24 protein-coding genes and 2 tRNA genes are annotated in these 20755 nt (G+C 41.4%); 6 read left to right on the top strand and 20 right to left on the bottom strand.

The features are described from left to right. Positions 1 to 55: 55 nt before the first annotated feature. Positions 56 to 298 (bottom strand): hypothetical protein, encoded by a 243-nt coding sequence (locus AL038_RS06530; protein ID WP_062150685.1) that lies wholly within the window; start codon positions 296 to 298, stop codon positions 56 to 58. Between the two features lie 5 nt (positions 299 to 303). After that, positions 304 to 582 (bottom strand): nitrogen fixation protein NifZ, encoded by a 279-nt coding sequence (locus tag AL038_RS06525; protein WP_062150682.1) that lies wholly within the window; start codon positions 580 to 582, stop codon positions 304 to 306. A gap of 265 nt (positions 583 to 847) precedes the next feature. Between AL038_RS06525 and AL038_RS06520 the strand changes: the two genes are divergently transcribed. The 4 genes from AL038_RS06520 to AL038_RS06505 all read left to right on the top strand — a co-directional run bounded on the left by AL038_RS06520 (position 848) and on the right by AL038_RS06505 (position 4766). Next, a complete protein-coding gene (locus tag AL038_RS06520; protein WP_062150680.1) occupies positions 848 to 1180 on the top strand; it encodes a HesB/IscA family protein in 333 nt (110 codons plus the stop codon). A 187-nt stretch (positions 1181 to 1367) separates the two neighbouring features. Beyond that, a complete protein-coding gene (nifU, locus tag AL038_RS06515; protein WP_062150677.1) occupies positions 1368 to 2261 on the top strand; it encodes a Fe-S cluster assembly protein NifU in 894 nt (297 codons plus the stop codon). Positions 2262 to 2274: 13 nt separating this feature from the next. Next, a complete protein-coding gene (nifS, locus tag AL038_RS06510; RefSeq protein WP_062150674.1) occupies positions 2275 to 3486 on the top strand; it encodes a cysteine desulfurase NifS in 1212 nt (403 codons plus the stop codon). A gap of 224 nt (positions 3487 to 3710) precedes the next feature. Next, positions 3711 to 4766: a hypothetical protein gene (locus tag AL038_RS06505; protein WP_062150671.1), complete on the top strand. Its 1056-nt coding sequence runs from the start codon at positions 3711 to 3713 to the stop codon at positions 4764 to 4766. 108 nt (positions 4767 to 4874) lie between these two features. On the opposite strand, the gene AL038_RS06500 is transcribed toward AL038_RS06505, so the two are convergent. The 4 genes from AL038_RS06500 to msrB form a co-directional block, all read right to left on the bottom strand. After that, positions 4875 to 5345, bottom strand: coding sequence for a transposase (locus AL038_RS06500; protein WP_101539221.1), 471 nt, complete (start codon positions 5343 to 5345; stop codon positions 4875 to 4877). 448 nt (positions 5346 to 5793) lie between these two features. Continuing rightward, positions 5794 to 5871 (bottom strand) — tRNA-Arg (locus AL038_RS06495). A 72-nt stretch (positions 5872 to 5943) separates the two neighbouring features. Further along, positions 5944 to 6038 (bottom strand) — tRNA-Ser (locus AL038_RS06490). Positions 6039 to 6088: 50 nt separating this feature from the next. Beyond that, positions 6089 to 6508 carry a peptide-methionine (R)-S-oxide reductase MsrB gene (gene msrB / locus AL038_RS06485; protein WP_062150668.1) on the bottom strand — a complete coding sequence of 140 codons (420 nt, stop codon included), beginning with the start codon at positions 6506 to 6508 and terminating at the stop codon, positions 6089 to 6091. A gap of 137 nt (positions 6509 to 6645) precedes the next feature. Between msrB and AL038_RS06480 the strand changes: the two genes are divergently transcribed. Together AL038_RS06480 and AL038_RS06475 are read left to right on the top strand one after the other, a co-directional pair. Next, on the top strand, positions 6646 to 7086 hold the full coding sequence (locus tag AL038_RS06480) for a DUF4426 domain-containing protein (RefSeq protein ID WP_062150666.1): 441 nt from the start codon (positions 6646 to 6648) through the stop codon (positions 7084 to 7086). 45 nt (positions 7087 to 7131) lie between these two features. Next, positions 7132 to 7563 carry a DsrE family protein gene (locus AL038_RS06475; protein WP_062150663.1) on the top strand — a complete coding sequence of 144 codons (432 nt, stop codon included), beginning with the start codon at positions 7132 to 7134 and terminating at the stop codon, positions 7561 to 7563. Between the two features lie 7 nt (positions 7564 to 7570). Here the strand turns inward: AL038_RS06475 and AL038_RS18265 are convergent, their stop codons facing one another. The 14 genes from AL038_RS18265 to uvrA all read right to left on the bottom strand — a co-directional run bounded on the left by AL038_RS18265 (position 7571) and on the right by uvrA (position 20608). After that, positions 7571 to 8287, bottom strand: a complete 717-nt coding sequence (locus tag AL038_RS18265; protein WP_062150660.1) for a lytic transglycosylase domain-containing protein — start codon at positions 8285 to 8287, stop codon at positions 7571 to 7573. Between the two features lie 103 nt (positions 8288 to 8390). Next, positions 8391 to 9230, bottom strand: a complete 840-nt coding sequence (nadC, locus tag AL038_RS06465) for a carboxylating nicotinate-nucleotide diphosphorylase (protein WP_062150657.1) — start codon at positions 9228 to 9230, stop codon at positions 8391 to 8393. Continuing rightward, entirely contained in the window at positions 9230 to 9757 is a 528-nt protein-coding gene (locus AL038_RS06460) for a retropepsin-like aspartic protease family protein (protein WP_062150654.1), read from the bottom strand. The genes nadC and AL038_RS06460 overlap by 1 nt, the downstream gene beginning before the upstream one ends. 69 nt (positions 9758 to 9826) lie before the next feature. Then, complete coding sequence (locus tag AL038_RS06455; RefSeq protein ID WP_062150652.1) at positions 9827 to 10144, bottom strand: hypothetical protein; 318 nt, start codon at positions 10142 to 10144, stop codon at positions 9827 to 9829. Positions 10145 to 10168: 24 nt separating this feature from the next. Beyond that, complete coding sequence (gene queC, locus AL038_RS06450; protein ID WP_062150649.1) at positions 10169 to 10855, bottom strand: 7-cyano-7-deazaguanine synthase QueC; 687 nt, start codon at positions 10853 to 10855, stop codon at positions 10169 to 10171. 3 nt (positions 10856 to 10858) lie between these two features. Further along, positions 10859 to 11656: a tol-pal system protein YbgF gene (gene ybgF / locus AL038_RS06445; protein ID WP_062150647.1), complete on the bottom strand. Its 798-nt coding sequence runs from the start codon at positions 11654 to 11656 to the stop codon at positions 10859 to 10861. An 83-nt stretch (positions 11657 to 11739) separates the two neighbouring features. Next, positions 11740 to 12264 (bottom strand): peptidoglycan-associated lipoprotein Pal, encoded by a 525-nt coding sequence (gene pal / locus AL038_RS06440; RefSeq protein ID WP_062150646.1) that lies wholly within the window; start codon positions 12262 to 12264, stop codon positions 11740 to 11742. A gap of 139 nt (positions 12265 to 12403) precedes the next feature. Then, positions 12404 to 13681, bottom strand: a complete 1278-nt coding sequence (gene tolB / locus AL038_RS06435) for a Tol-Pal system beta propeller repeat protein TolB (protein WP_062150643.1) — start codon at positions 13679 to 13681, stop codon at positions 12404 to 12406. An 11-nt stretch (positions 13682 to 13692) separates the two neighbouring features. Beyond that, positions 13693 to 14841, bottom strand: a complete 1149-nt coding sequence (tolA, locus tag AL038_RS06430) for a cell envelope integrity protein TolA (protein ID WP_062150641.1) — start codon at positions 14839 to 14841, stop codon at positions 13693 to 13695. Between the two features lie 6 nt (positions 14842 to 14847). After that, complete coding sequence (gene tolR, locus AL038_RS06425; RefSeq protein ID WP_062150640.1) at positions 14848 to 15279, bottom strand: protein TolR; 432 nt, start codon at positions 15277 to 15279, stop codon at positions 14848 to 14850. Positions 15280 to 15282: 3 nt separating this feature from the next. Next, positions 15283 to 16053: a protein TolQ gene (gene tolQ / locus AL038_RS06420; protein ID WP_062150637.1), complete on the bottom strand. Its 771-nt coding sequence runs from the start codon at positions 16051 to 16053 to the stop codon at positions 15283 to 15285. Then, positions 16046 to 16453, bottom strand: a complete 408-nt coding sequence (gene ybgC, locus AL038_RS06415) for a tol-pal system-associated acyl-CoA thioesterase (RefSeq protein ID WP_062150635.1) — start codon at positions 16451 to 16453, stop codon at positions 16046 to 16048. The genes tolQ and ybgC overlap by 8 nt, the downstream gene beginning before the upstream one ends. A gap of 14 nt (positions 16454 to 16467) precedes the next feature. Further along, a complete protein-coding gene (gene ruvB, locus AL038_RS06410) occupies positions 16468 to 17538 on the bottom strand; it encodes a Holliday junction branch migration DNA helicase RuvB (RefSeq protein WP_062150632.1) in 1071 nt (356 codons plus the stop codon). 199 nt (positions 17539 to 17737) lie between these two features. After that, positions 17738 to 20608, bottom strand: coding sequence for an excinuclease ABC subunit UvrA (gene uvrA / locus AL038_RS06405; protein ID WP_062150629.1), 2871 nt, complete (start codon positions 20606 to 20608; stop codon positions 17738 to 17740). Positions 20609 to 20755: the final 147 nt, after the last annotated feature.

The raw sequence follows: 20755 nt of genomic DNA, 5'->3' as shown, positions 1-20755 counted from the left end.
AATTAGCATCAAGTTCGGTTAAATGGTGCGAAACAAATTCGCACCCATATATTTTTCAAGCTTTTTTCTGATTCACAATAAAATCAATTAACTCTTGCACTGTATCAATATCAATCCAACCCTGTGTTCTGATTTGATACTGCTGTAGTACCTGTCCTACAAACTCATCACCATTATCATGCTCTTCAAATAAATCCCCAACAATTTGAAGATGTAATTGGTTACTTGTGACAGACAAACCCTCAGAATGCAACAAAGTATTAATGGTTTCTAACACATCATCGGCGGTCAAAGACATGATTATTATTCCCTACTACCAAATACGGGTTTTTCTGTCGCAATTTCTTCGGGCAAACAGCCAGTTGGCGCGCCCAAACTACTATCAGGTAATTCAAAACGGACAAGCAGTAACTTTTGTTTTGGGTCTTCTTCGGCATGACCTATATTCACCACAACCCCACGAGTTCCCGCTGTAGCAATCAACTCACCTGCTTCTAATACAGGAATTCCGCCCTCATCATCGTTATGAATATCCACAGCCGCATACACAATATCGCCCATTTGCAAATAACTTAAACTCATAATTAAGGTTTCCTTTTCTGAGAGAGAGGGAGAATACAATACAAGGGATTAAATTAATTAAAAACCTTGTTTTTATTAAGGGTTTGTGGCATTTGCTACAAAATACCTGACAAGTACGCTTTGCTACATTCAATACACCCAAAAAACATCCTATAAAATATAATAAAAACAAGCAGTAAAATGATATTTTTTTGAGTGGCACAACGCTTGCTAATTCAAAGACAGCAATTTTAACGCAAGCTATATGCCAAACGGAGAAAAACACATGATTACATTGACAGACAGCGCAGTTCAAGCCATCGGGCGTTTCATCAAAGGTTCTGATACCAGTGTTGCAGGACTGCGGGTAATGATTACAGGGGGCGGTTGCTCTGGGTTTCAATACGGTTTGCGTTTAGAAGAAAATGCAGGTGCTGACGACACCGTTATTGATTGCGGTAACGACGTTAAAGTATTGATTGACCCCATCAGCGTTCCTTTATTAGCGGGCGTGAAGATTGATTTCGTCGACAGTATTGATGGTTCAGGCTTTAAATTTGAAAACCCGAATGCAACTTCATCTTGCGCCTGTGGTAGCTCTTTTTCAGCTGGACACTAATAGACTTACGAAAGGCAGGTTACCTGCCTATTTTAAAAAAACGAATAATAAAACTCTCGTCTTTTAAACGGTTGCAGGCGTAGAGAATATTTCAGAGATTGCCGTTTTTACTCCAAACCAATGACATATTAATAAAAATGTTGGTTTATTGATTAAGCACTTGAATTTTTAAGCAGGAGATTTATCCATGTGGGACTATTCTGAAACAGTCAAAGAACATTTTTTTAATCCGCGCAACGCTGGGGCAGTCCAAGACGCGAATGCTATTGGCGAGGTGGGTTCCATCTCCTGTGGCGATGCGTTACGTTTAAGTTTAAAAGTTGACCCCGCAACCGAAGTTATTTTAGATGCAGGTTTCCAAACCTTTGGTTGTGGCTCAGCCATTGCCTCTTCCTCCGCCTTAACTGAAATTATCAAAGGCAAAACCTTAGATGAAGCTGTTAAAGTCAGCAACCAAGATATTGCCGACTTTTTAGAAGGTTTACCCCCCGAAAAAATGCACTGCTCCGTCATGGGTCGTGAAGCCTTACAAGCCGCTGTTGCTAACTATCGTGGTATTGAATGGAAAGATGACCATGAAGAAGGCGCGTTAGTCTGCAAATGCTTTGCTATTGATGCGGTGTTGATTGAAGAAACCGTGCGTGCCAATGGCTTACGTACTGTGCCTGATGTCACCAACTACACCAAAGCGGGCGGCGGTTGCTCTGCTTGCCATGAAAAGATTGAAGAAATTATCGCTCAAGTTTGGGCAGAAAAAGGCGAGACCATCGACTTTAACGCACGTCCTCTTGTTGCTGAACCTGTTAGCGGTAAAAAATTGACCAATGTACAACGGATGCGTCGTATTGAAACCGTCTTAGAAGCCATACGCCCACAACTACAACGCGACCGTGGCGACATTGAATTAGTCGATGTTGAAGGCAATACTGTTTATGTCAACATGATTGGTGCTTGTTCAGGTTGCCAATTAGAAGCCCAAACCTTACAAGGCGTACAACAACGTTTAATGGAAGATTTAGGCGAATTTATCAAAGTCGTGCCAGCGAAAGTGCGCGAACAATTAGTTCAATTAGCGAAATAACGCGGGGTGGGTCATGACAACGGGTATTTATTTAGATAACAATGCTACAACAATGGTTGACCCCAAAGTTGTGGAAACGATGTTGCCCTTCTTTACCGAACAATTTGGCAACCCCTCATCGATGCACAACTTCGGCAACAAAGTTGGCTTGGCAATTAAAAAAGCCCGTCAACAAGTACAAGCCTTGTTAGGTGCAGAACATGATTCCGAAATCATCTTTACCTCTTGTGGCACAGAATCTGATTCCACAGCCATTTTGTCCGCGCTGAAAGTGCAACCTGAACGTAAAGAAATCATTACTACCGTTGTCGAACACCCTGCGATTTTAAGTCTGTGCGAACAACTGGCAAAAGAAGGCTACAAAGTTCATAAACTCCATGTTGACGAAAAAGGTCGCTTGGATATGGATGAGTATAAAGAATTACTGGATGAAAAAGTTGCAGTTGTCTCTGTAATGTGGGCAAACAACGAAACTGGTACATTCTTCCCCGTAGAAGAAATGGCAGCAATGGCACATGAAAAAGGTGTGTTATTTCATACGGATGCGGTGCAAGCAGTGGGTAAAATCCCCATGAGTTTGAAAGATACCAAAATTGATATGCTGTCTATCTCTGGTCACAAACTACACGCGCCTAAAGGCGTAGGCGTACTGTACTTACGTCGCGGTGTGCGTTTTCGTCCCTTACTTCGCGGTGGACATCAAGAACGGGGTCGTCGTGCAGGGACAGAAAACACCGCATCTATTGTTGCTTTAGGCAAAGCGGCTGAAATGGCAATGGAAGCGATGGCATTTGAAAACAAAGAAGTGAAAGCCATGCGTGACCGTTTAGAAGCGGGAATTTTAGCGGCTGTGCCTAACTGCTTCGTCACGGGTAATCCTGACGACCGTTTACCCAACACCGCTAATATTGCCTTCGAATACATTGAAGGCGAAGCCATTCTTATGCTTCTGAACAAATCAGGCATTGCCGCCTCTAGTGGTTCAGCATGTACCTCTGGTTCATTAGAACCCTCCCATGTTATGCGTGCAATGGGGATTCCCTACACAGCGGCTCATGGCACGGTTCGCTTTTCCTTCTCCCGCTATAACACTATGGAAGAAGTAGAAAAAGTTATTGCTGCTGTGCCTCCTATCGTTGCACAACTGCGCAAATTATCACCCTACTGGTCTGGCGATGCACCTGTTAAAGACCCTGACAAGGCATTTGCACCAGTCTATGCTTAATAATAACTACAATTGACTATGCTTTGTTCTTAAAACAGGTCAATAACCGATAATGTAGTATTATTGTAAGCAACTAAGGGGGAAGAGAAATAGCTTGTTAATTTCTCTTCCCCCTTAGTCATTGTAGGAAGTATGTAAGGTGTTAAGGACAACTGGAAAGAAAATTGCAAAGGGTCATTATGTGCATTTTGTTTTAACCCTTTAATGTTACAGGTTGAAAAATCATGAGTACAAAAACGGATTTAACAGTTACATCAGTTGGTTTGGATAACACTGGATTGTCAGTGTTGAACGTTGCAGTCAACCTGTTAAAAAAACATCAAATTCAAGCAACGTTATTACAACCAGAAGATACAAATGGACAAATCATTATTGTTGACCTAGATAATCCCGTTGGTAAAACATTCTATCAACAATTTCAATCTGCTGGAAAAAGACAACTTATTATTCTTTCTGATAAAATAGTGAACGACACACGGCATTTAGTCTTAAGAAAACCTGTGCTTGTCCAAACACTCAAAGACTTACTCATTGAAACGGTAAAACAACCTTCAAATAGGACATTTACCAGCCCGCCATTGACGGTTACATCAGCTACAAGTAGTCCGACAAACTGTGTTACAAGTATGGAAACATCCAATTTGTCGACACAACAACGTCCTGTTGCAGCGGTTGACAGTCTCTTTCATGTTTTGCGTAAAGCGCGTACTGAAGGGCAGATTATTCAGGTATTTTACTCACCACACCCGCCATTGTTTATCAATAGCAAACAGGGTGTCATTGCGACCTCCTGTAATCGGGAAGTCTTATATAAAATCATTTTTAATCAATATAATTCAGTACGATATCAAATATTGACAGATGCCGACTTTCAAATTTTATCCAGTGGTAAACAAATCTTGGCGTTAGAGCGGGTATTATGGTGTGCAACGTTATACGGTTCACAAGCCGAATTGATAGGCGATATTTCACCAACAACCCCTGTACGTTTAAAAGCTTGGCCGAATTTGTCACGTTTAGAATGTGAACCCGTTCATATTCAACTTTCTGCGCTACTAGCCAGTCAAACACTTAGTTTAAAACAGGTAGAAGAAAAAACGGGTTTAGAATGGGGGATTATCGTTGGCTTCTATAATGCGGTTGCATTAGCGGGCTTAATTGATGTTCATGCAACCACAGTAGGCAATACCAACGTTGCCTACAAAACGCAACCTAAAAAACGCTTGTTTAATCGTATTTTACAACGCTTGAAATTACAACCAACCATTCCCGCCATTTAATGGCTTACTTCCCTCATTGTCATATCAATTCAAGATAGGGCAAATATGCCCTATCTATTGTTTAAATAGAGTAAAACTAAAAAATATAGCAACAGTACTATAAAAAGATTAAATAGAATTCAGTAAAAAGAGCTCATCGATAGAACAATGTTGTTGTTTACGGAGAGTCTTAGCTTGAGCCCATTTATGCTCAATAGGATTTAAATCAGGCGAATAAGGTGGTAAATATTCCAAGAGATGCCCAGCGTCTAAAATAGCCTGCTGAATGTCGCTACGTTTATGAAAAGTGGCGTTATCCATCACAATGACAGAATTCTGAGGGAGTTTAGGAAGTAAGTCTTGGGTTATCCAAGCGAAAAAGACATCGGAATTAATCGCCCCAGAAACTAAAGAGACGGTTAATAAACAAAAATTGAGCAAAGCCCCGATGACATTAGTACGTCCCTTTGCATTCCAGTCTTGCGTGCCAGAGTAACGTTTGCCGATAGGGGCATAACCAAAACGGCGTGGCATATCATGAGCAAAACCACTTTCATCGATAAAAACAATTTGCCTATCAGATTGTTTATAACGGTTCATTTTGTTTTGAAAGACTTGCCGTGCTTCGGGGTTGGCTTTGGGATGTTTGAGGGTTTTTTTTACGGTTAATCCCTAGACGTTTTAACGCATGGCGAATCCCGCCTTCACTTTTAATACTTTTTTACGGAAATCTGTTGAATAGGTCATTTCTTATCCTCTTTTTAAAATACGGTTACTATAGCGGATGACGGTTTAATAAATTATTTGCAAATTGCAACCGTTGTTAAAGGGAAGAGCGTTTATGTTGTGATGAATGGTAGATTGAACTTCGAAATACAAAACAGGTCGCCAGTATAGATGCGCTAGTTTTCAATACTTAGTTTTTCTGTGGGGTAATTAAAGGATGTTTCTTTGTTTCTTAGATAAATCAGGATAAGTGTGTTGTGGTGTTGTAACTTTCTGATAAAGTTTACTAATTAAACGCACTAGATATGACAGGACTTTAAAATGGCGCGCCCGGAGAGATTCGAACTCCCGACCGCCTGGTTCGTAGCCAGGTACTCTAATCCAACTGAGCTACGGGCGCGTACTTTGTGAAGCCGACTATTATATTACAGTTTTTGTATTTGTCAAATACACTTTTACAGTCTTACTGTGATGGCGGAGAGGAAGGGATTCGAACCCTTGATAGAAGTTTTTGCCCCTATACTCCCTTAGCAGGGGAGCGCCTTCGACCAGCTCGGCCACCTCTCCATCTCTGTAAAGAATGCAAATTCTATTTGATGTTCCCTAAAAAAGCAAGTTTATTTTTGTGTTTTTTCCAATTTAAGGGCAACCGAATTCATACAATAACGTAATCCTGTGGGTTTTGGGCCATCATCAAAGACATGTCCTAAGTGGGCATTACATGTCGCACATAATACTTCTGTGCGGTGCATGAATAGACTGTGGTCTTGTTTTTCTGTTACAGCATCTGTTGTCATGGGTTGCCAAAAACTGGGCCATCCTGAGCCAGAATCGTATTTTGTATCTGAGGTAAATAAGGGTGTGCCACAACAAACACAGTGATAAATGCCTTCATCTTTGGTGGTGTAATATTCCCCTGTAAAAGCGTGTTCTGTGCCTTTCTGGCGACAAACAGCAAACTGTGTAGGGGTTAATTGTGATTGCCACTCTGCGTCGGTTTTATCTTTCCAATTGGAGGGGGATTTAGAATTTGTCATGATAATAATTCCCGTAAAGTATGGATGCGAGCATGAATCGTATTGTTCTATTCAAATAGAGGGTAAAAGCAGTATTATTTGGGGGTAATATCCGTTATTTGGTTGTCATCATAGTATAAACTGACTAGGGAATAATAATGCGTTTAATCACTTTTTTTGCAATGGGTCTTTTTCTTGTTGCTCCTTGGGTTTTTGCGGAGCAGGTCGTCTTTGGTGCTTATGTTGTGCATTATTCTGCGGTTAACACAACAGCTATTCCTGAAACAATGGCAAAGAAATATCAAATTATGCAGGATAAGCATTATGCAATGTTAAATGTATCTGTTTTTCAACAGGTAGAAGGTCAAGCAGATAAGTCGGTTGTTGCAAATATCAGTGCTAAAGTGCGTGACAGCAGTGGAAAAGAACAGGAAATTACATTACGGTTGTTAAAAGATGAGGGGGTGGAAGGTGCTTCTTATGTGGGTATCTTTGTTTTTCAAGATAAAATTCCTCTGGAATTTGTACTAGCGGTTGATCCTAATTTACAAGGGGCTATGCACCCAATTACATTCTCCCAGACTTTTTTCAGCGATTAGTCAATCACCTTTCCGTTAGTTTATTCTTTAGGAGGATAACTTGTAATGTTAAAACGTTATAGCTTGATAATACTTGGTTTAATCAGTTTATGTTGGGTGTTCACAGCACAGGCAGAATCCCCATCTGTACATAAGGTTGTTATACAAGTGAGTTCGCCAGACCCTCAGACTCAGCAATTGGCTTTGAATACGGTTGCTAATTTGTTAAGCGACGTAGGGATAGATAAAATTAAAATTGAAGTGGTTGCATTTGGACCGGGTTTGTCGTTATTAACGCCGATGAGTCCAGAATCTGTCCGTATTCCGAGTTTAGCCATGCAAAATGTTACTTTTTCTGCTTGTGGTAATACTATCAATGGGATTACTCGTGCGACAGGACAACCGCCTGTATTGGTGCAAGGCGTGCAGGTTGTTGCGGGTGGCGTAGAGCATATTATTAAGTTGCAGGAACAAGGATATAGTTATATTAGACCTTAGTACTTGTTTATAAGTTGGCTAGCAGATATTGACGGTATAAATTGGTTACTTTGGTTACATAATCTTGTGTTTCGGGATAAGGGGGAATCGTGTTGCCGTATTTCATGACAGCCCCTTCTCCCGCGTTGTAGGCAGCTAAGGCAAGATTTAAATCGTTATTAAATAAATCCAACAGGTAACGTAGATAACGCGAACCTGCTTGTATGTTTTCTTGCGGGTTTGTACTGTCAGCCACTCCAAAACGTGTTGCTGTGTCAGGCATTAATTGCATTAAACCTGTTGCTCCTTTTGGTGAAACCGCCAGCGCGTTGTAATTGGACTCTACTTTAATAACGGCATGAAGCAAGGCTTTTTCTAGTCGACTACTTTCTGCCGCGCTTTGAATCAGTGGGTCATAGTCCATTTTTCGGACAGTGCCAGCAGGTGAGGAAGCGGGTAAGCGAGCGGTTTTTGCAGGGATAAAGCGTTCAGGTAATAATAAAACTTGTGGAATGGGCAAATAAACCGAACTGGCTAATGGAGGCTCAACTTTATAGCTTCTTGAATATAAAACATTATCATCTGTCGTTGCAGGTGGTTTATTACTGAGATGTAACACGCCTTTTTCGTCAAGATACTTATAAATTGTAATGCTCTTGTTAGCTACCTCAGCCGATACATTTGTTAATGGCGTTAAACAGCTCAACAGTGCAAGCCAATAGTGCTTTTTATACCGACGCATCATGATTTAATCAAAGAACCTATTGAAAAATTTAGTTATTTATCTTTATTAACAATAACGCATTGTAACGAAATCATTAACGCTTCGCTATGTTTATAACTAAATCTTAATTTACCATCCGCATGGATAAATCAACGGCTTGAACATGCTTAGTTAATCCACCAATAGAAATAAAATCAACCCCTGTTTCTGCAATGGTTTTTAGGGTTTCTAAAGAAATACCACCAGAGGCTTCTAAACTGGCTAATCCTTGCGTTATCTGCACTGCTTCGCGGAACATCGGTAGGCTAAAGTTATCTAATAAAATCCGTGTTGCTCCTGCGTCTAATGCGATTCGTAGTTCTTGCAAACTTTCCACTTCAATTTCAATGGGTAAATGCTTGCCTAATTGTCGGGCATTTTCTAAGGCTTGCGGAATAGAACCTGCGGCTAATATATGGTTTTCTTTAATGAGAAACGCATCATACAACCCCATACGGTGATTTGTTCCCCCCCCACATCGCACTGCATATTTTTGTGCGGTTCGTAAACAAGGAATCGTTTTGCGCGTGTCTAAAATCTGGGCTTTTGTATGACGGATAGAGGCAACATATAATGCCGTTTGTGTGGCTGTGCCTGACAATAATTGTAAAAAATTTAAAGCAGTGCGTTCACCTGTCAATAATGCACGGGTTGTACCTGTTAAACGACATAAAACTTGGTCGGGTTCAACATGCTCCCCATCTTGGACTAGCCATTCAATCGCAACCTGAGCATCTATCTGATGAAAAACCTCGGTAAACCAAGCAACGCCACAGATAACAGCGGATTCTCGAGTAATGACTTGCGCGCGAGCTTGGGCATGTACATCGATTAGATGTGCAGTAACATCGCCACTGCCAACATCTTCAGCAAGTGCAATACGAACCGTTGAAACAATATCAGGGGGAAGCGTTAATTGGGTCATCACTTTTCTACCGTTTTATGTTGGCGTAAAATCAATTGGTTACCACGTTGTGTAAATTCTATTTGGCGTAAAAAACTCATTCCCAGCAAAACATCGCCTTCTAATTGTGGATTAATACTCGCGTTAATATTTTCTAACACAATGTCACCAATGGCAATTTGTTCTAAATGGCTTGCATAAGCGGTCGTATTGCCATTCGCAGTATTAACTTGTATTTGTACACCACGTTTTAGCTCCAATTCATTTGCTATATTCTCAGGAATAGCAACCATTGTTGCCCCTGTATCTAAAAGAAAAGTAACGGGTTTGTGATTGATTGAACCTGTTGTAACGTAATGTCCACTTTGATTGCGTGTCAACACAACTTCAGTTGTACCATCCTGATAATGATTAACTTGCGCGGACTGATTGGGATTATGCTGTTTTTCTAAAACGTGATTAAAAAAAAGAGTGAGTAACCCTAGACTAAGCAGGCATGCAACAGCAATCATGCCCGTGCCAATACGATTAGGTGTTTCATTTGACATAATAAACGCTTCGTGAATTTCTACTTGAGAGATAGGAACACGTTTTACCGCGCTATAACGGGCGGATTATTACACAGGAGTAGGTACTATTCGCAATGATTCAACACGATACAAATGTTCATTGGGTAACAACTTAATATATAAAGCTTCATCTAAGAAAACTTCTATAATCAGATTATCAAACAAATCTAATTTTTCTTGTTTAACTGTCGTAGCCTGCGCGAGTTTCTCCGCTACACTGGCATAGGCAAGAGACCCATCTTGATAGAAAAAGGGGATTTGATTGTTATATTTGAAATAGCCAAAATCATCCAAATTTTGCAACGCAGAAAACTCGATTAATTCGGCATGACTGCTAAATAAATAAGCAAATTTATAATTATCCATTCTTATCCTTGCACAATGGTTGCGCTATGTTTGATAAAGGGTTGGGTCAGAAACGCCCGCTTGTTTAAACCCTTCAGCCCGCAAACGACAAGCATCACAAACGCCACAAGCCTCACCAGCAGCAGCGGGTTGATAACAAGAAATTGTCCGCCCATAATCCACGCCTAATGCTAAACCTGTTTGAATAATTTGTGCTTTCGTTAAATCAATCAATGGTGTATGAATTGTCATTCGTTGCCCTTCTACACCTGCTTTCGTCGCTAGATTTGCTAAATTCTCAAATGCAGCAATAAATTCAGGACGACAATCAGGATACCCAGAATAATCAACGGCGTTTACGCCAATAAAAATATGGTGTGCTTGTAGAACTTCTGCCCAACCCAAGGCTAATGAAAGAAAAACTGTATTTCTAGCAGGAACATACGTGACGGGGATTTGTTCTGTCACACCCGTAATGGGGACAGCAATATGCACATCGGTTAACGCTGACCCGCCAATGCTATCCATGTTTAAACAAATGGTTTTATGCGCAGATGCTCCTAGACATTGTGCAATTTCTTGGGCTGCGGTTAATTCTACCCGATGCCGTTGTCCATAATCAAAACTCAGCGCGTAACATTGAAAACCTTGCGATTTTGCAATAGCGAGTGTGGTTGCAGAATCTAATCCGCCAGAGACCAACACCACTGCTTTTTCGGTAGCATATCCCATTCGTTATAACCCTTCCCGCCGTATTTTTTGCAACCGTTCTTGTGCCAGTTTTGCTGTTGATGTTCCGGGATAATTATCTAACACTTTTTCTAAAAAGGCTTTTGCCGCTTCTTTATCATGTAATTCATGATAAATATATCCAATTTTTAACAAGGCTTGAGGGCGTTTTGTGCTGTTTGGATAATTCTCAAGTAGTGCATTAAATGCTGTTAACGCAATATTAAAGTTTTTTTGTGCATAATAGGATTCTGCCATCCAATATTGACCATTATCGGCATTGCGGCTTTGTGGGTATTGTTTTAAAAAGTTTTCAAAGGCTTTTGCGGCTTGGTCGTAGTGTGCTTCTTGTATGAAATTAAATGCTTGTTGGTAGGCTTGACTTTCACTGGTAGTGCTAGCTGGGGTTTCGGCTGCACTATTATTACTGGTTGGTATTGATGATGTGCTGGCATCACTACTGATAGGAGGTGGGGGTGGTGTTTGTGCCAAGCTGATTTGTCGTTGCTGAATCTCTTTTAACCGTTTATCCGTATCAACATAAGCATCTTGTTGTTGTTTACGTAATTGCTCAATCTGATAAGTTAAAACTTCATTATCCCCACGTAATCGTTGTAAGTCTGTTTGTTGTTGGGAAATTTTTGTATCTTGTTCTAAAACTGTTTTACGCAACTGTTCAACTTGTTGCATGAGCTGATATTGTTGCTCATATAATGGATTGCCAATAGTCGTGCCTTCTTGTGCGATGAGCGGAAAAGCGCACGCGCTTAGACACAAAAACGCGGCGAGTTTATGTAATGACATGATGGACTCCAAGAAGGGATATAGGAAAAAAGGTTTGTACATGGAATATCCACATACAAACCTGTGATAATACTATTTAAAATTTAAGGATAAACTAATTCTACACGGCGGTTACGTTGCCAAGAGGATTCGCCATTACCTAAATCTAAAGGTCTTTCTTCACCATAACTTAATGTGGTTAAACGGTCGGCGGAAATGCCCAGAATGGTCATCATCCGTTTGACGGATTCTGCACGACGTTCACCTAATGCTAAGTTATATTCACGTGAACCACGTTCATCAGCATGACCTTCTAAACGAATGGTCATTGTAGGATTAGCGCTTAAGAAACGTGCATGTTCTTCTAACAGGTTACGACCTTCAGGACGGATATCGCTACGGTCATAGTCAAAAAATACAATACGGTCAGCGGGGGCTGCTACGCCAGACATATTGTTACCATCGACAGAACCTTGCTCAACACCTGTTGTCATGGGGTCACGAACTGGTGGTGGGGTTACGGTTTCTTCGGGTTTCATTTCAGCGGGTTTTTCGCCCCCTTTAGAACTACAACCTGCAAAAGCTAAAACAGCCATTAATACAGCTAAATAACGCAAATATTTTTTCATACTAAACTCCTCATAATAACAGGGCAATAATTGACAGGGATTTTAAAGCAAAAACACGAACAACACCTATTTGTAAAATGGGGTATTCATGGTAAATATTTATTACTACCAATAAATTGGCAGTAATATAAATCAAAAACTAATCTAAAAAGGGTGACCACGCAGGCTCTCGCACTTCATCTCCTGCTTGCACCGCTAACCGTTGATGAACCCGTCCGTCAATAGAGACGGCTGCCAGTTGTCGTCCTGTGCCATAAATCACCATACTCCCATTGGGTGCAAAACTGGGCGATTCATCTAATGAGCTATCACTTAAAACCGTCATTTGCCCACCCGTTAAATCCATCACAGCAATTTGATAGCCATGTCCCCCATTATGTAACGTGAGCAATTTTGTTCCATCTGGCGACACTCGCGGGCGTGCATTGTAATTGCCTGAAAAAGTTAAGCGTTGCGCACCACCACCACCCGCTGACATACGATAAATCTGCGGACCACCTGTTCTATCAGAGGTAAAAATTAATGCACTGCCATCTGGTGTCCATTCAGGTTCAGTATCAATGGCGGGGTCATTTGTCATCCGTGTGAAAGAACGACTAGACAAATTAAAAACATAAATTTCAGGATTACCATCTCGTGATAATGTCATGGCTAACCGCGTACCATCAGGCGACCATGATGGCGCGCTATTGATACCTTTAAACGCCGCTACACGGCTACGTCGTCCAGAGCTTACCTCTTGAATATAAACACCTGCTTGTTTACCTTCTAACGATACGTAGGCAATACGTTGTCCATCAGGCGACCATGCGGGTGAGAATACAGGCTCGTTAGAATCCAACATCATTTGTGGATTCGCACCGTCCGCATCAGCAACATATAATTTATATTGACTGGTATTAATCCCGCGTCGTACCGTCACATAGGCAATCCGCGTGCTAAAAATTCCACGTTCTCCAAGCAATGTTTGATAAATTACATCGCTGATTTTATGGGCAACTTGGCGCAAGGTGCTGCTGGTCGCGTTATAGCTTAAACCAACCATTTGCCCGCCTTTAAAAATATCCACCAGTTGAAACTCAATGGTATAACCACCCGTAGCACTGCCAGAGACACGTCCAATAACTAAATGGGGCGTACCTGTCGCTTGCCAACTGGGTAAATTTACTTGTGATAATTCTATGGGTTGTTGAGGCATCCCCGCAGCGGCTAAGGGGTCAAATTTACCCGTGCGTTGCAAATCGTTAGTAATAATACTAGCAATATCTATAGGAACAGAGCCTTGAACGCCAAAAGGGACAATTGCAATGGGTTGTCCACCTTGTCGTCCGCCAACAACATCAATCACTAAATCCGCCCGAACAACCTGCGTCCAAGCTAACATTCCTAAACAAAGGGTTAAGAGTAGGTTACGCATATTTGTTTGCTTCATTGTGGTTTGAATTTAAATGTAAAGGTTCTAAATTCATCAAATAAATCATCGGGTATTGGTAAAGGTGAGGCTCTACGGGTTGCAAGCTCAGCAGAGTTATCAAATGCAATATTACCGCTACTCCGTGTTACGGATGCATCAGCAACCGCACCACCGGGCATTAATGTAACGTACACATCACAAGATAAATCCCCCACGCTATCACCAGCGGGTCTTATCCATAAACTGCGGACTTTTTGTGCAAGAAGTGCAATAACTTGTTGTTTCCTATTATCTAATATCCTTTTCGCTTCAGCATCTTGTCCCGCACGCGCTTCTTCAGCCCGTTGTTGTGCTAATTCTTCCTGAATTTCTCGTCTGCGTTGTTCTTCTATCTCTTTAGCAATGCGTTTTTTCTCTGCGTCTTTCCGTTCAGCCAATTCTTTTTCTTTTCGTTTCTTTTCTTCTTTGGCTAACTTTTCCTGCTCTTCTTTTAAAAATTGTTCTTTGGCTTCTTTTGCCAAGCGTTCGCGCTCTTTTTTCTCTGCTAACTGCCGTTCTTCCGCTTCTGCTTTCAGGCGAGCCGCTTCTTTTATTTTTTCTGCTCTCAGCCGTTTTTCATCTTCGACCGCTTTGCGTAATTCTTGCAGGCGTTGCTGTTCTATGGCTTCTATTTTCTGCTTTTCTGTTAATGCTGCTTCTCGTGCTTGGCGGGCTTGTTCTTCAGCTTCTTGTTTCTTTTCTAATTCTTCTTGCGCGAGTTTTTGCTGTTCTAGCTCGGCTTGGACTTTAGCTTGTTCCGCTTTAGTCTGGGCTAATTTTTCCGCCTCAGCCTGTTGTGCCGCTTTAATAGCCTCTAAACGCTCTTGCTCTTTGGTTTGTGCTTGAGCAAGGGCTTCTGCCTCGGCTTGTTTAGCTCTTTCGGCTAATAGGGTTTGTTGTTGCTCTATTTTTTCTTGTATTTCTTTTTGTCTTTCAGCTTGTTTTATCTGTTTTAACGTTGTTTCAAAAACTGCTTCATCGACCATTGTTGCTTGTGGTAAAACAATTTCAAGTGTAGGTTGACTGAAGAAATTTGCTCCAAAAAATATCACATAAAATAATAAGATATGCGCCAGAATTGAGAAGAAAGATGCAATTGTAATGTCAGCCGTTTTATTTGCCATAATGGGTCATTGCTTTTGGGTTACTAAACTAACTTCTTCAATACCATTAGCTTTTAACATTGCCATGACATCAATAATCTTTCCGTATTGCGTATTTGCATCACCACGCACATAGACTTTTGCCTTTTCACCTTTTTGCCGAATCGAATCAACTAATGATTCTACACGACTTTCTAAGATTTCTTGGCTGATAACCGCGTCTTCTTGTTGTAAATGTAATTGTCCAAGCGGGTCAATTGACACGATAACCATACTACCTAACTGACTGGTCTCTAAAGTTTGTGTCCCTTTATTTACCTTGGGTAAATTAACATTGACTCCTTGCGTTAATAACGGCGAGGTAATCATAAAAATAATCAGCAAAACCAACATGACATCGATGTAGGGTACAACATTCATTTCTGCCATGCGATGTTTGCGACGACGTAAGCGTGACATAAATTAATCCTCTGCCATTAAAGGATTACTCGCCGCATAAGTTGCCATCGGCGCAGACACGACAGGGGCAGGTGCTACGATGGGATTGACAACTGAAACGGGGGCGGCATGAGCTTGGCGTTGTAGCAGGCTAGTGAACTCTTCTGAAAAAGTGTCATACCGATTATTTAAGCGGTCAACTTCATTTGCATAATGGTTATATGCCATAACGGCAGGAATAGCCGCAAATAAACCTGTGGCTGTTGCAATCAGAGCTTCAGAAATACCGGGAGCAACCATGGCAAGTGTCACTTGTTCCATACCGCCTAAAGCATGAAAAGAGTGCATAATGCCCCAAACTGTTCCAAATAAACCAATATAAGGGCTTACAGAACCAATGGTGGCTAGTGGGGTTAAATAGGCATCCAAGTTATCGGCTTCTTTATTTATCGCAACACGCATAGCACGCTCTGAACCTTCTACTAACGCACTTGGCGTAATCGCAGGTTGTTTACGTAAACGGAAAAATTCCCGATAGCCATACACAAAAATGCTCGCCATCCCTTCTGCGGGTGTTTGGCTACTGGTGACACGGTTGTATAAGCTGACATAGTCTTTTTCACGCCAAAAATTATCTTCAAATTCATTTGCTAATCGGCGGTATGTGCTTAATTGCCGTGCTTTACCCAGAATTAATGTCCAAGAATATAAAGAGGTTAGTAACAATAATGCCATAACCAGTTGAACCAATAAACTGGCTTGTAATACTAAATTTAAAATCGATAAGTCAGCCATGCTTTTGCAACTCTTCGAGTAAAGGAATAGGAAAGGGACAAGGACGTAAAGTAATACTATGTACACAGGCTAATTTTACGGTTGCAGTACAGAGTAACTCATTATTACGCATAATAGTTTGTGTCAGCACTAAGCTGGCTTTACCACATTTCGCTAATTGCACGCTTACGGTCAACCAATCATCAAAAACGGCGGGTTTTAAATAATCAATGGTTAATTGACGTACTGCAAAAACCATTTGCTGTTGTGTTTTTAATTCGCTTTGTTCAAACCCTGCGGTGCGTAACCATTCAGTACGGGCGCGCTCCATAAATTTCAAGTAATTAGCGTAATAGACGATACCTGCAAGGTCGGTATCCTCGTAATAAACCCGTAAGGAAAAGTGAAAGTCACTAGACATAAATATTCAGTGAATCAAGGCGTATTCGTCTTGAGTTGAGAGGAATCAGCACTGTTATCAATTAAATCCAGTGCGATAGGGTTTTGTGGTGTTAGCCCAAAATGTTGCCATGTTAAACGGGTTACAACGCGCCCACGTGGCGTGCGCATAATAAATCCTTGTTGCAATAAATAAGGTTCAATGACTTCTTCAACCGTTCCGCGTTCGTCACCAATTGCTGCTGCAAGGGTGTCAACGCCTACAGGACCGCCATCGAATTTTTGCATGATGGAAAGGAGCAATTTTCGATCCATCATGTCTAAACCATAAATATCTACATTGAGTAAATCGAGTGCTTTATAGGCGACAGCTTGGTTAATTTTGCCATCGGCTTTTACTTGCACGTAATCACGCACGCGACGTAATAAACGGTTGGCGATGCGGGGAGTTCCACGGGCGCGCTTAGCGATTTCCATCGCGCCAGCATCATCAATCGTAACGTTTAAAATATGTGCTGCACGGGTTACTATCGCAGCTAAATCAACGTTATTGTAAAACTCTAGGCGTTGGCTAATGCCAAAACGGTCGCGCAACGGTGAGGTTAGTAAACCTGCTCGTGTTGTCGCACCGATAAGGGTAAACGGGGGCAAGTCTAATTTAATCGAGCGGGCTGAAGGGCCTTCGCCAATAATAATATCTAGCTGAAAATCTTCCATCGCAGGATATAAAATTTCTTCCACAACAGGACTTAAACGATGAATTTCATCAATAAATAAGACATCGTTGGGTTCGAGATTAGTCAGTAATGCGGCTAAATCTCCCGCTTTTTCTAATACAGGTCCTGACGTTTGGCGCAGATTGACACCCATTTCATTGGCAATAATGTGTGACAAGGTGGTTTTGCCAAGTCCGGGCGGGCCAAAAATGAGGACGTGGTCTAAGGCTTCACCGCGTGCTTTTGCAGCAGGAATAAAGATTTCCATTTGCTCACGCACTCGAGGTTGACCTGTATAATCAGCAAGACGTTGCGGGCGAATGGCTTTGTCAACAGCGCGGTCGTCAGTGCTACTGAGGGGGCTAATAATACGGTCAGTTTCAATACTCACGGGGATGATTTAGATAGTCTTGGTGACGGGAAAATGCAACGGTTTATTATACAGATTTTCACTGTAATATAGAATCAGTTGTGCGGTTTAATAGGGGTAAAATAGCAAGATTCTCTTGTTTAATTATTTAATTTATTTAAAGTTAATTTTTTGTGCTATGCAAGAAATGGATTAGGGGCGAATAAATTCGCCCTGCTTGCTATTTTTTCCGCTGTCTCGTTTTTTTCTCGGGTGATTTTTTTATTTGTACGCCTAGCAACGAACGCAAAAATTGTCCTGTGTAAGAATGTGCTTGGCTGGCGATGTCTTCGGGTGTGCCTGTTGCAATGATTTCTCCGCCTTTATCTCCGCCTTCAGGGCCTAAATCAATAATCCAATCAGCGGTTTTTATCACGTCTAAATTGTGTTCAATAATAACAATCGTGTTGCCGTGTTCGCGCAAACGGTGAAGGACGGTTAAGAGTTGGGCGATGTCGTGAAAATGTAAGCCTGTGGTCGGTTCGTCCAGTAAATATAAAGTTTTGCCTGTATCGCGTTTGGATAATTCTTTTGCTAATTTCACTCGTTGCGCCTCACCACCCGATAAAGTGACCGCATTTTGTCCTAAACGAATATAGGATAAGCCAACATCCATCAAGGTTTGTAGTTTACGCGCTAACATTGGCACGGCAGAGAAAAAATCTAGCGCATCTTCTACTGTTATATTCAGTACATCGTCAATGGTTTTACCTTTGTAATGAATATCTAAGGTTTCACGATTGTAGCGTTTACTTTTGCATACATCACAGGTTACGTAAATATCAGGTAAAAAATGCATTTCTACTTTGATAACCCCATCACCTTGGCAGGCTTCGCACCGACCGCCTTTAACGTTAAAGCTAAAACGTCCTGCTTGATAACCGCGTGAGCGCGATTCTGGTGTAGCAGCGAATAATTCTCGAATAGTTGTGAAAATCCCTGTGTATGTTGCGGGGTTTGAACGAGGGGTGCGTCCAATAGGGCTTTGGTCTATGTCGATAACTTTATCGATGTGTTCTAAGCCTGTTATCGTTGCATACTCGGCGGGTTCTACATTGGCATTGTTTAACCGTTGCGCGGTCAATGGGTATAAGGTGTCGTTGATTAAGGTTGATTTGCCAGAGCCTGAGACACCTGTGATACAGGTCATTAAACCGATAGGCACTTCTATCGTGACGTTTTTTAGATTATTGCCTTTTGCACCCGTTAGTCGAATGATTTTTTGCTTGTCTATCGTTTGGCGTTGGCTGGGAATGGGAATATTGCGTTGTCCTGATAAGTATTGACCTGTTAAAGAATCAACGGCTTGAGTGATTTCTTGTGGCGTGCCTTGTGCAACAACATATCCGCCGTGTACCCCGGCCCCCGGCCCCATGTCAACAACATGGTCAGCGGCGCGTATCGCGTCTTCATCATGTTCTACTACAATGACGGTGTTGCCTAAGTCGCGCAAGCGTATCAGTGTATCAAGTAGGCGTTGATTATCACGTTGATGCAGTCCGATAGAAGGCTCATCTAAAATGTACATCACACCAACTAACCCCGCACCGATTTGACTGGCAAGGCGGATGCGTTGCGCTTCTCCACCAGAAAGGGTATCCGCGCTGCGGTCTAGGCTTAAGTAGTCTAAACCGACATTGATTAAAAATTGTAAGCGTTCCGCAACTTCTTTCAGAATTTTGTCAGCAATTTCGCCCTGTTGCCCACTTAGTTGTAAGTGTTGAAAAAAATCTTGTGCGCGATTAATGGGTAATGTGGTTAATTCAGGAAGTGTTTTATCTGCGACAAAGACATTTCGCGCCGCTTCGCACAAACGTGAACCGTGACAAACGGGACAATCCCGTTTACTGATATATTTATTCATCTCTTCACGAACAGCGTTTGAATCGGTTTCTCGATAACGACGTTCTAAATTATTTAAGATACCTTCAAAGGGTTTTTTACGGGCAAAGGTTGTTCCTTTATCACTTTGATAAACCAGATTAATCGCCGTTTCTCCTGTGCCATATAAAATTAAGTGGCGTTGTTTGTCAGTCAACAGGTTAAAAGGCGTATCCAGCTTGAATTGGTAATGTTGGGCAACCGCTGTGAGCATTTGAAAATAAAAAGCATTGCGATTATCCCAACCCGCAATTGCACCGTCTTTAAGGCTTAAATGTGCTTGGCTTACCACTTTTGCAGGGTCAAAATATTGTTTAATTCCTAAGCCATCGCATTCAGGACATGCACCAACAGGATTATTAAAGGAAAATAAACGCGGTTCTAGCTCACTAATGCTATAACCACAAATAGGACAGGCAAATTTATCGGAAAACAATAACGGTGCTTGTTCGGGTTTATCCATAAAATGAATTTCTACCCGTCCATTGCCTAATTTTAATGCTGTTTCTAGCGATTCCGCTAAGCGTAAACGCATATCTTCCCGAATTTTAAAGCGGTCAATAACGGCATCAATTGTATGTTTTTTATGTAATTCTAAAGTAGGCGGATTGTCTAACTCAATAATTTCACCATTGACACGGGCGCGGATATAACCTTGGGCTTGTAGTTCAGAAAAAATATGGACGTGTTCACCTTTGCGTTCTTTAACAATCGGCGCAAGTAGCATTAACGCGCTACCTTGTGGCAAGGCTAATAATTGGTCAACCATTTGGCTAATCGTTTGTGCGATTAGGCTTGTGTGGTGAGTAGGACAACGAGGATCACCCACACGCGCGAATAATAATCGTAAATAATCATAGATTTCCGTCACTGTACCGACGGTTGAGCGTGGATTGTGCGAAGTGGATTTTTGTTCAATAGAAATTGCAGGGGATAAACCTTCAATATGTTCTAGCTCAGGTTTTTCCATCATGGATAAAAACTGGCGAGCATAAGCAGACAAGGATTCAACATAACGTCGTTGTCCTTCCGCATAAATCGTGTCAAACGCCAGCGAAGATTTACCAGAACCAGAAAGCCCTGTAATGACGATAAGTTTATCGCGTGGTAATTCTAAAGAAATATTTTTTAAATTGTGGGTGCGTACACCCCGTAAACGAATGGTATCCATGATTTATTGAAAAGACAAAATAGAATGATGTAGCGATTATAAGCCAATTTATGGGTAATGTTTATTTTAACAATGGAAATATAAACAGCATGAATACATAGCCAGAATTAAATCGGGTTTGAAAATGCTGAGAGGTGAATTTTAAAA

This window comes from Beggiatoa leptomitoformis (genome assembly GCF_001305575.3).
Classification (GTDB): Bacteria; Pseudomonadota; Gammaproteobacteria; order Beggiatoales; family Beggiatoaceae; genus Beggiatoa; species Beggiatoa leptomitoformis.
Note: the sequence above shows the minus strand (reverse complement) of the source record. Positions and strands in the feature narration are given on the sequence as shown.

Bases quoted from the DNA above. Each gene is read 5' to 3' on its own strand.
- AL038_RS06530 (WP_062150685.1), bottom strand. From the start codon at position 298: ATGTCTTTGACCGCCGATGATGTGTTAGAAACCATTAATACTTTGTTG.
- AL038_RS06525 (WP_062150682.1), bottom strand. From the start codon at position 582: ATGAGTTTAAGTTATTTGCAAATGGGCGATATTGTGTATGCGGCTGTG.
- AL038_RS06520 (WP_062150680.1), top strand. From the start codon at position 848: ATGATTACATTGACAGACAGCGCAGTTCAAGCCATCGGGCGTTTCATC.
- nifU (WP_062150677.1), top strand. From the start codon at position 1,368: ATGTGGGACTATTCTGAAACAGTCAAAGAACATTTTTTTAATCCGCGC.
- nifS (WP_062150674.1), top strand. From the start codon at position 2,275: ATGACAACGGGTATTTATTTAGATAACAATGCTACAACAATGGTTGAC.
- AL038_RS06505 (WP_062150671.1), top strand. From the start codon at position 3,711: ATGAGTACAAAAACGGATTTAACAGTTACATCAGTTGGTTTGGATAAC.
- AL038_RS06500 (WP_101539221.1), bottom strand. From the start codon at position 5,345: ATGAACCGTTATAAACAATCTGATAGGCAAATTGTTTTTATCGATGAA.
- msrB (WP_062150668.1), bottom strand. From the start codon at position 6,508: ATGACAAATTCTAAATCCCCCTCCAATTGGAAAGATAAAACCGACGCA.
- AL038_RS06480 (WP_062150666.1), top strand. From the start codon at position 6,646: ATGCGTTTAATCACTTTTTTTGCAATGGGTCTTTTTCTTGTTGCTCCT.
- AL038_RS06475 (WP_062150663.1), top strand. From the start codon at position 7,132: ATGTTAAAACGTTATAGCTTGATAATACTTGGTTTAATCAGTTTATGT.
- AL038_RS18265 (WP_062150660.1), bottom strand. From the start codon at position 8,287: ATGATGCGTCGGTATAAAAAGCACTATTGGCTTGCACTGTTGAGCTGT.
- nadC (WP_062150657.1), bottom strand. From the start codon at position 9,230: ATGACCCAATTAACGCTTCCCCCTGATATTGTTTCAACGGTTCGTATT.
- AL038_RS06460 (WP_062150654.1), bottom strand. From the start codon at position 9,757: ATGTCAAATGAAACACCTAATCGTATTGGCACGGGCATGATTGCTGTT.
- AL038_RS06455 (WP_062150652.1), bottom strand. From the start codon at position 10,144: ATGGATAATTATAAATTTGCTTATTTATTTAGCAGTCATGCCGAATTA.
- queC (WP_062150649.1), bottom strand. From the start codon at position 10,855: ATGGGATATGCTACCGAAAAAGCAGTGGTGTTGGTCTCTGGCGGATTA.
- ybgF (WP_062150647.1), bottom strand. From the start codon at position 11,656: ATGTCATTACATAAACTCGCCGCGTTTTTGTGTCTAAGCGCGTGCGCT.
- pal (WP_062150646.1), bottom strand. From the start codon at position 12,264: ATGAAAAAATATTTGCGTTATTTAGCTGTATTAATGGCTGTTTTAGCT.
- tolB (WP_062150643.1), bottom strand. From the start codon at position 13,681: ATGCGTAACCTACTCTTAACCCTTTGTTTAGGAATGTTAGCTTGGACG.
- tolA (WP_062150641.1), bottom strand. From the start codon at position 14,841: ATGGCAAATAAAACGGCTGACATTACAATTGCATCTTTCTTCTCAATT.
- tolR (WP_062150640.1), bottom strand. From the start codon at position 15,279: ATGTCACGCTTACGTCGTCGCAAACATCGCATGGCAGAAATGAATGTT.
- tolQ (WP_062150637.1), bottom strand. From the start codon at position 16,053: ATGGCTGACTTATCGATTTTAAATTTAGTATTACAAGCCAGTTTATTG.
- ybgC (WP_062150635.1), bottom strand. From the start codon at position 16,453: ATGTCTAGTGACTTTCACTTTTCCTTACGGGTTTATTACGAGGATACC.
- uvrA (WP_062150629.1), bottom strand. From the start codon at position 20,608: ATGGATACCATTCGTTTACGGGGTGTACGCACCCACAATTTAAAAAAT.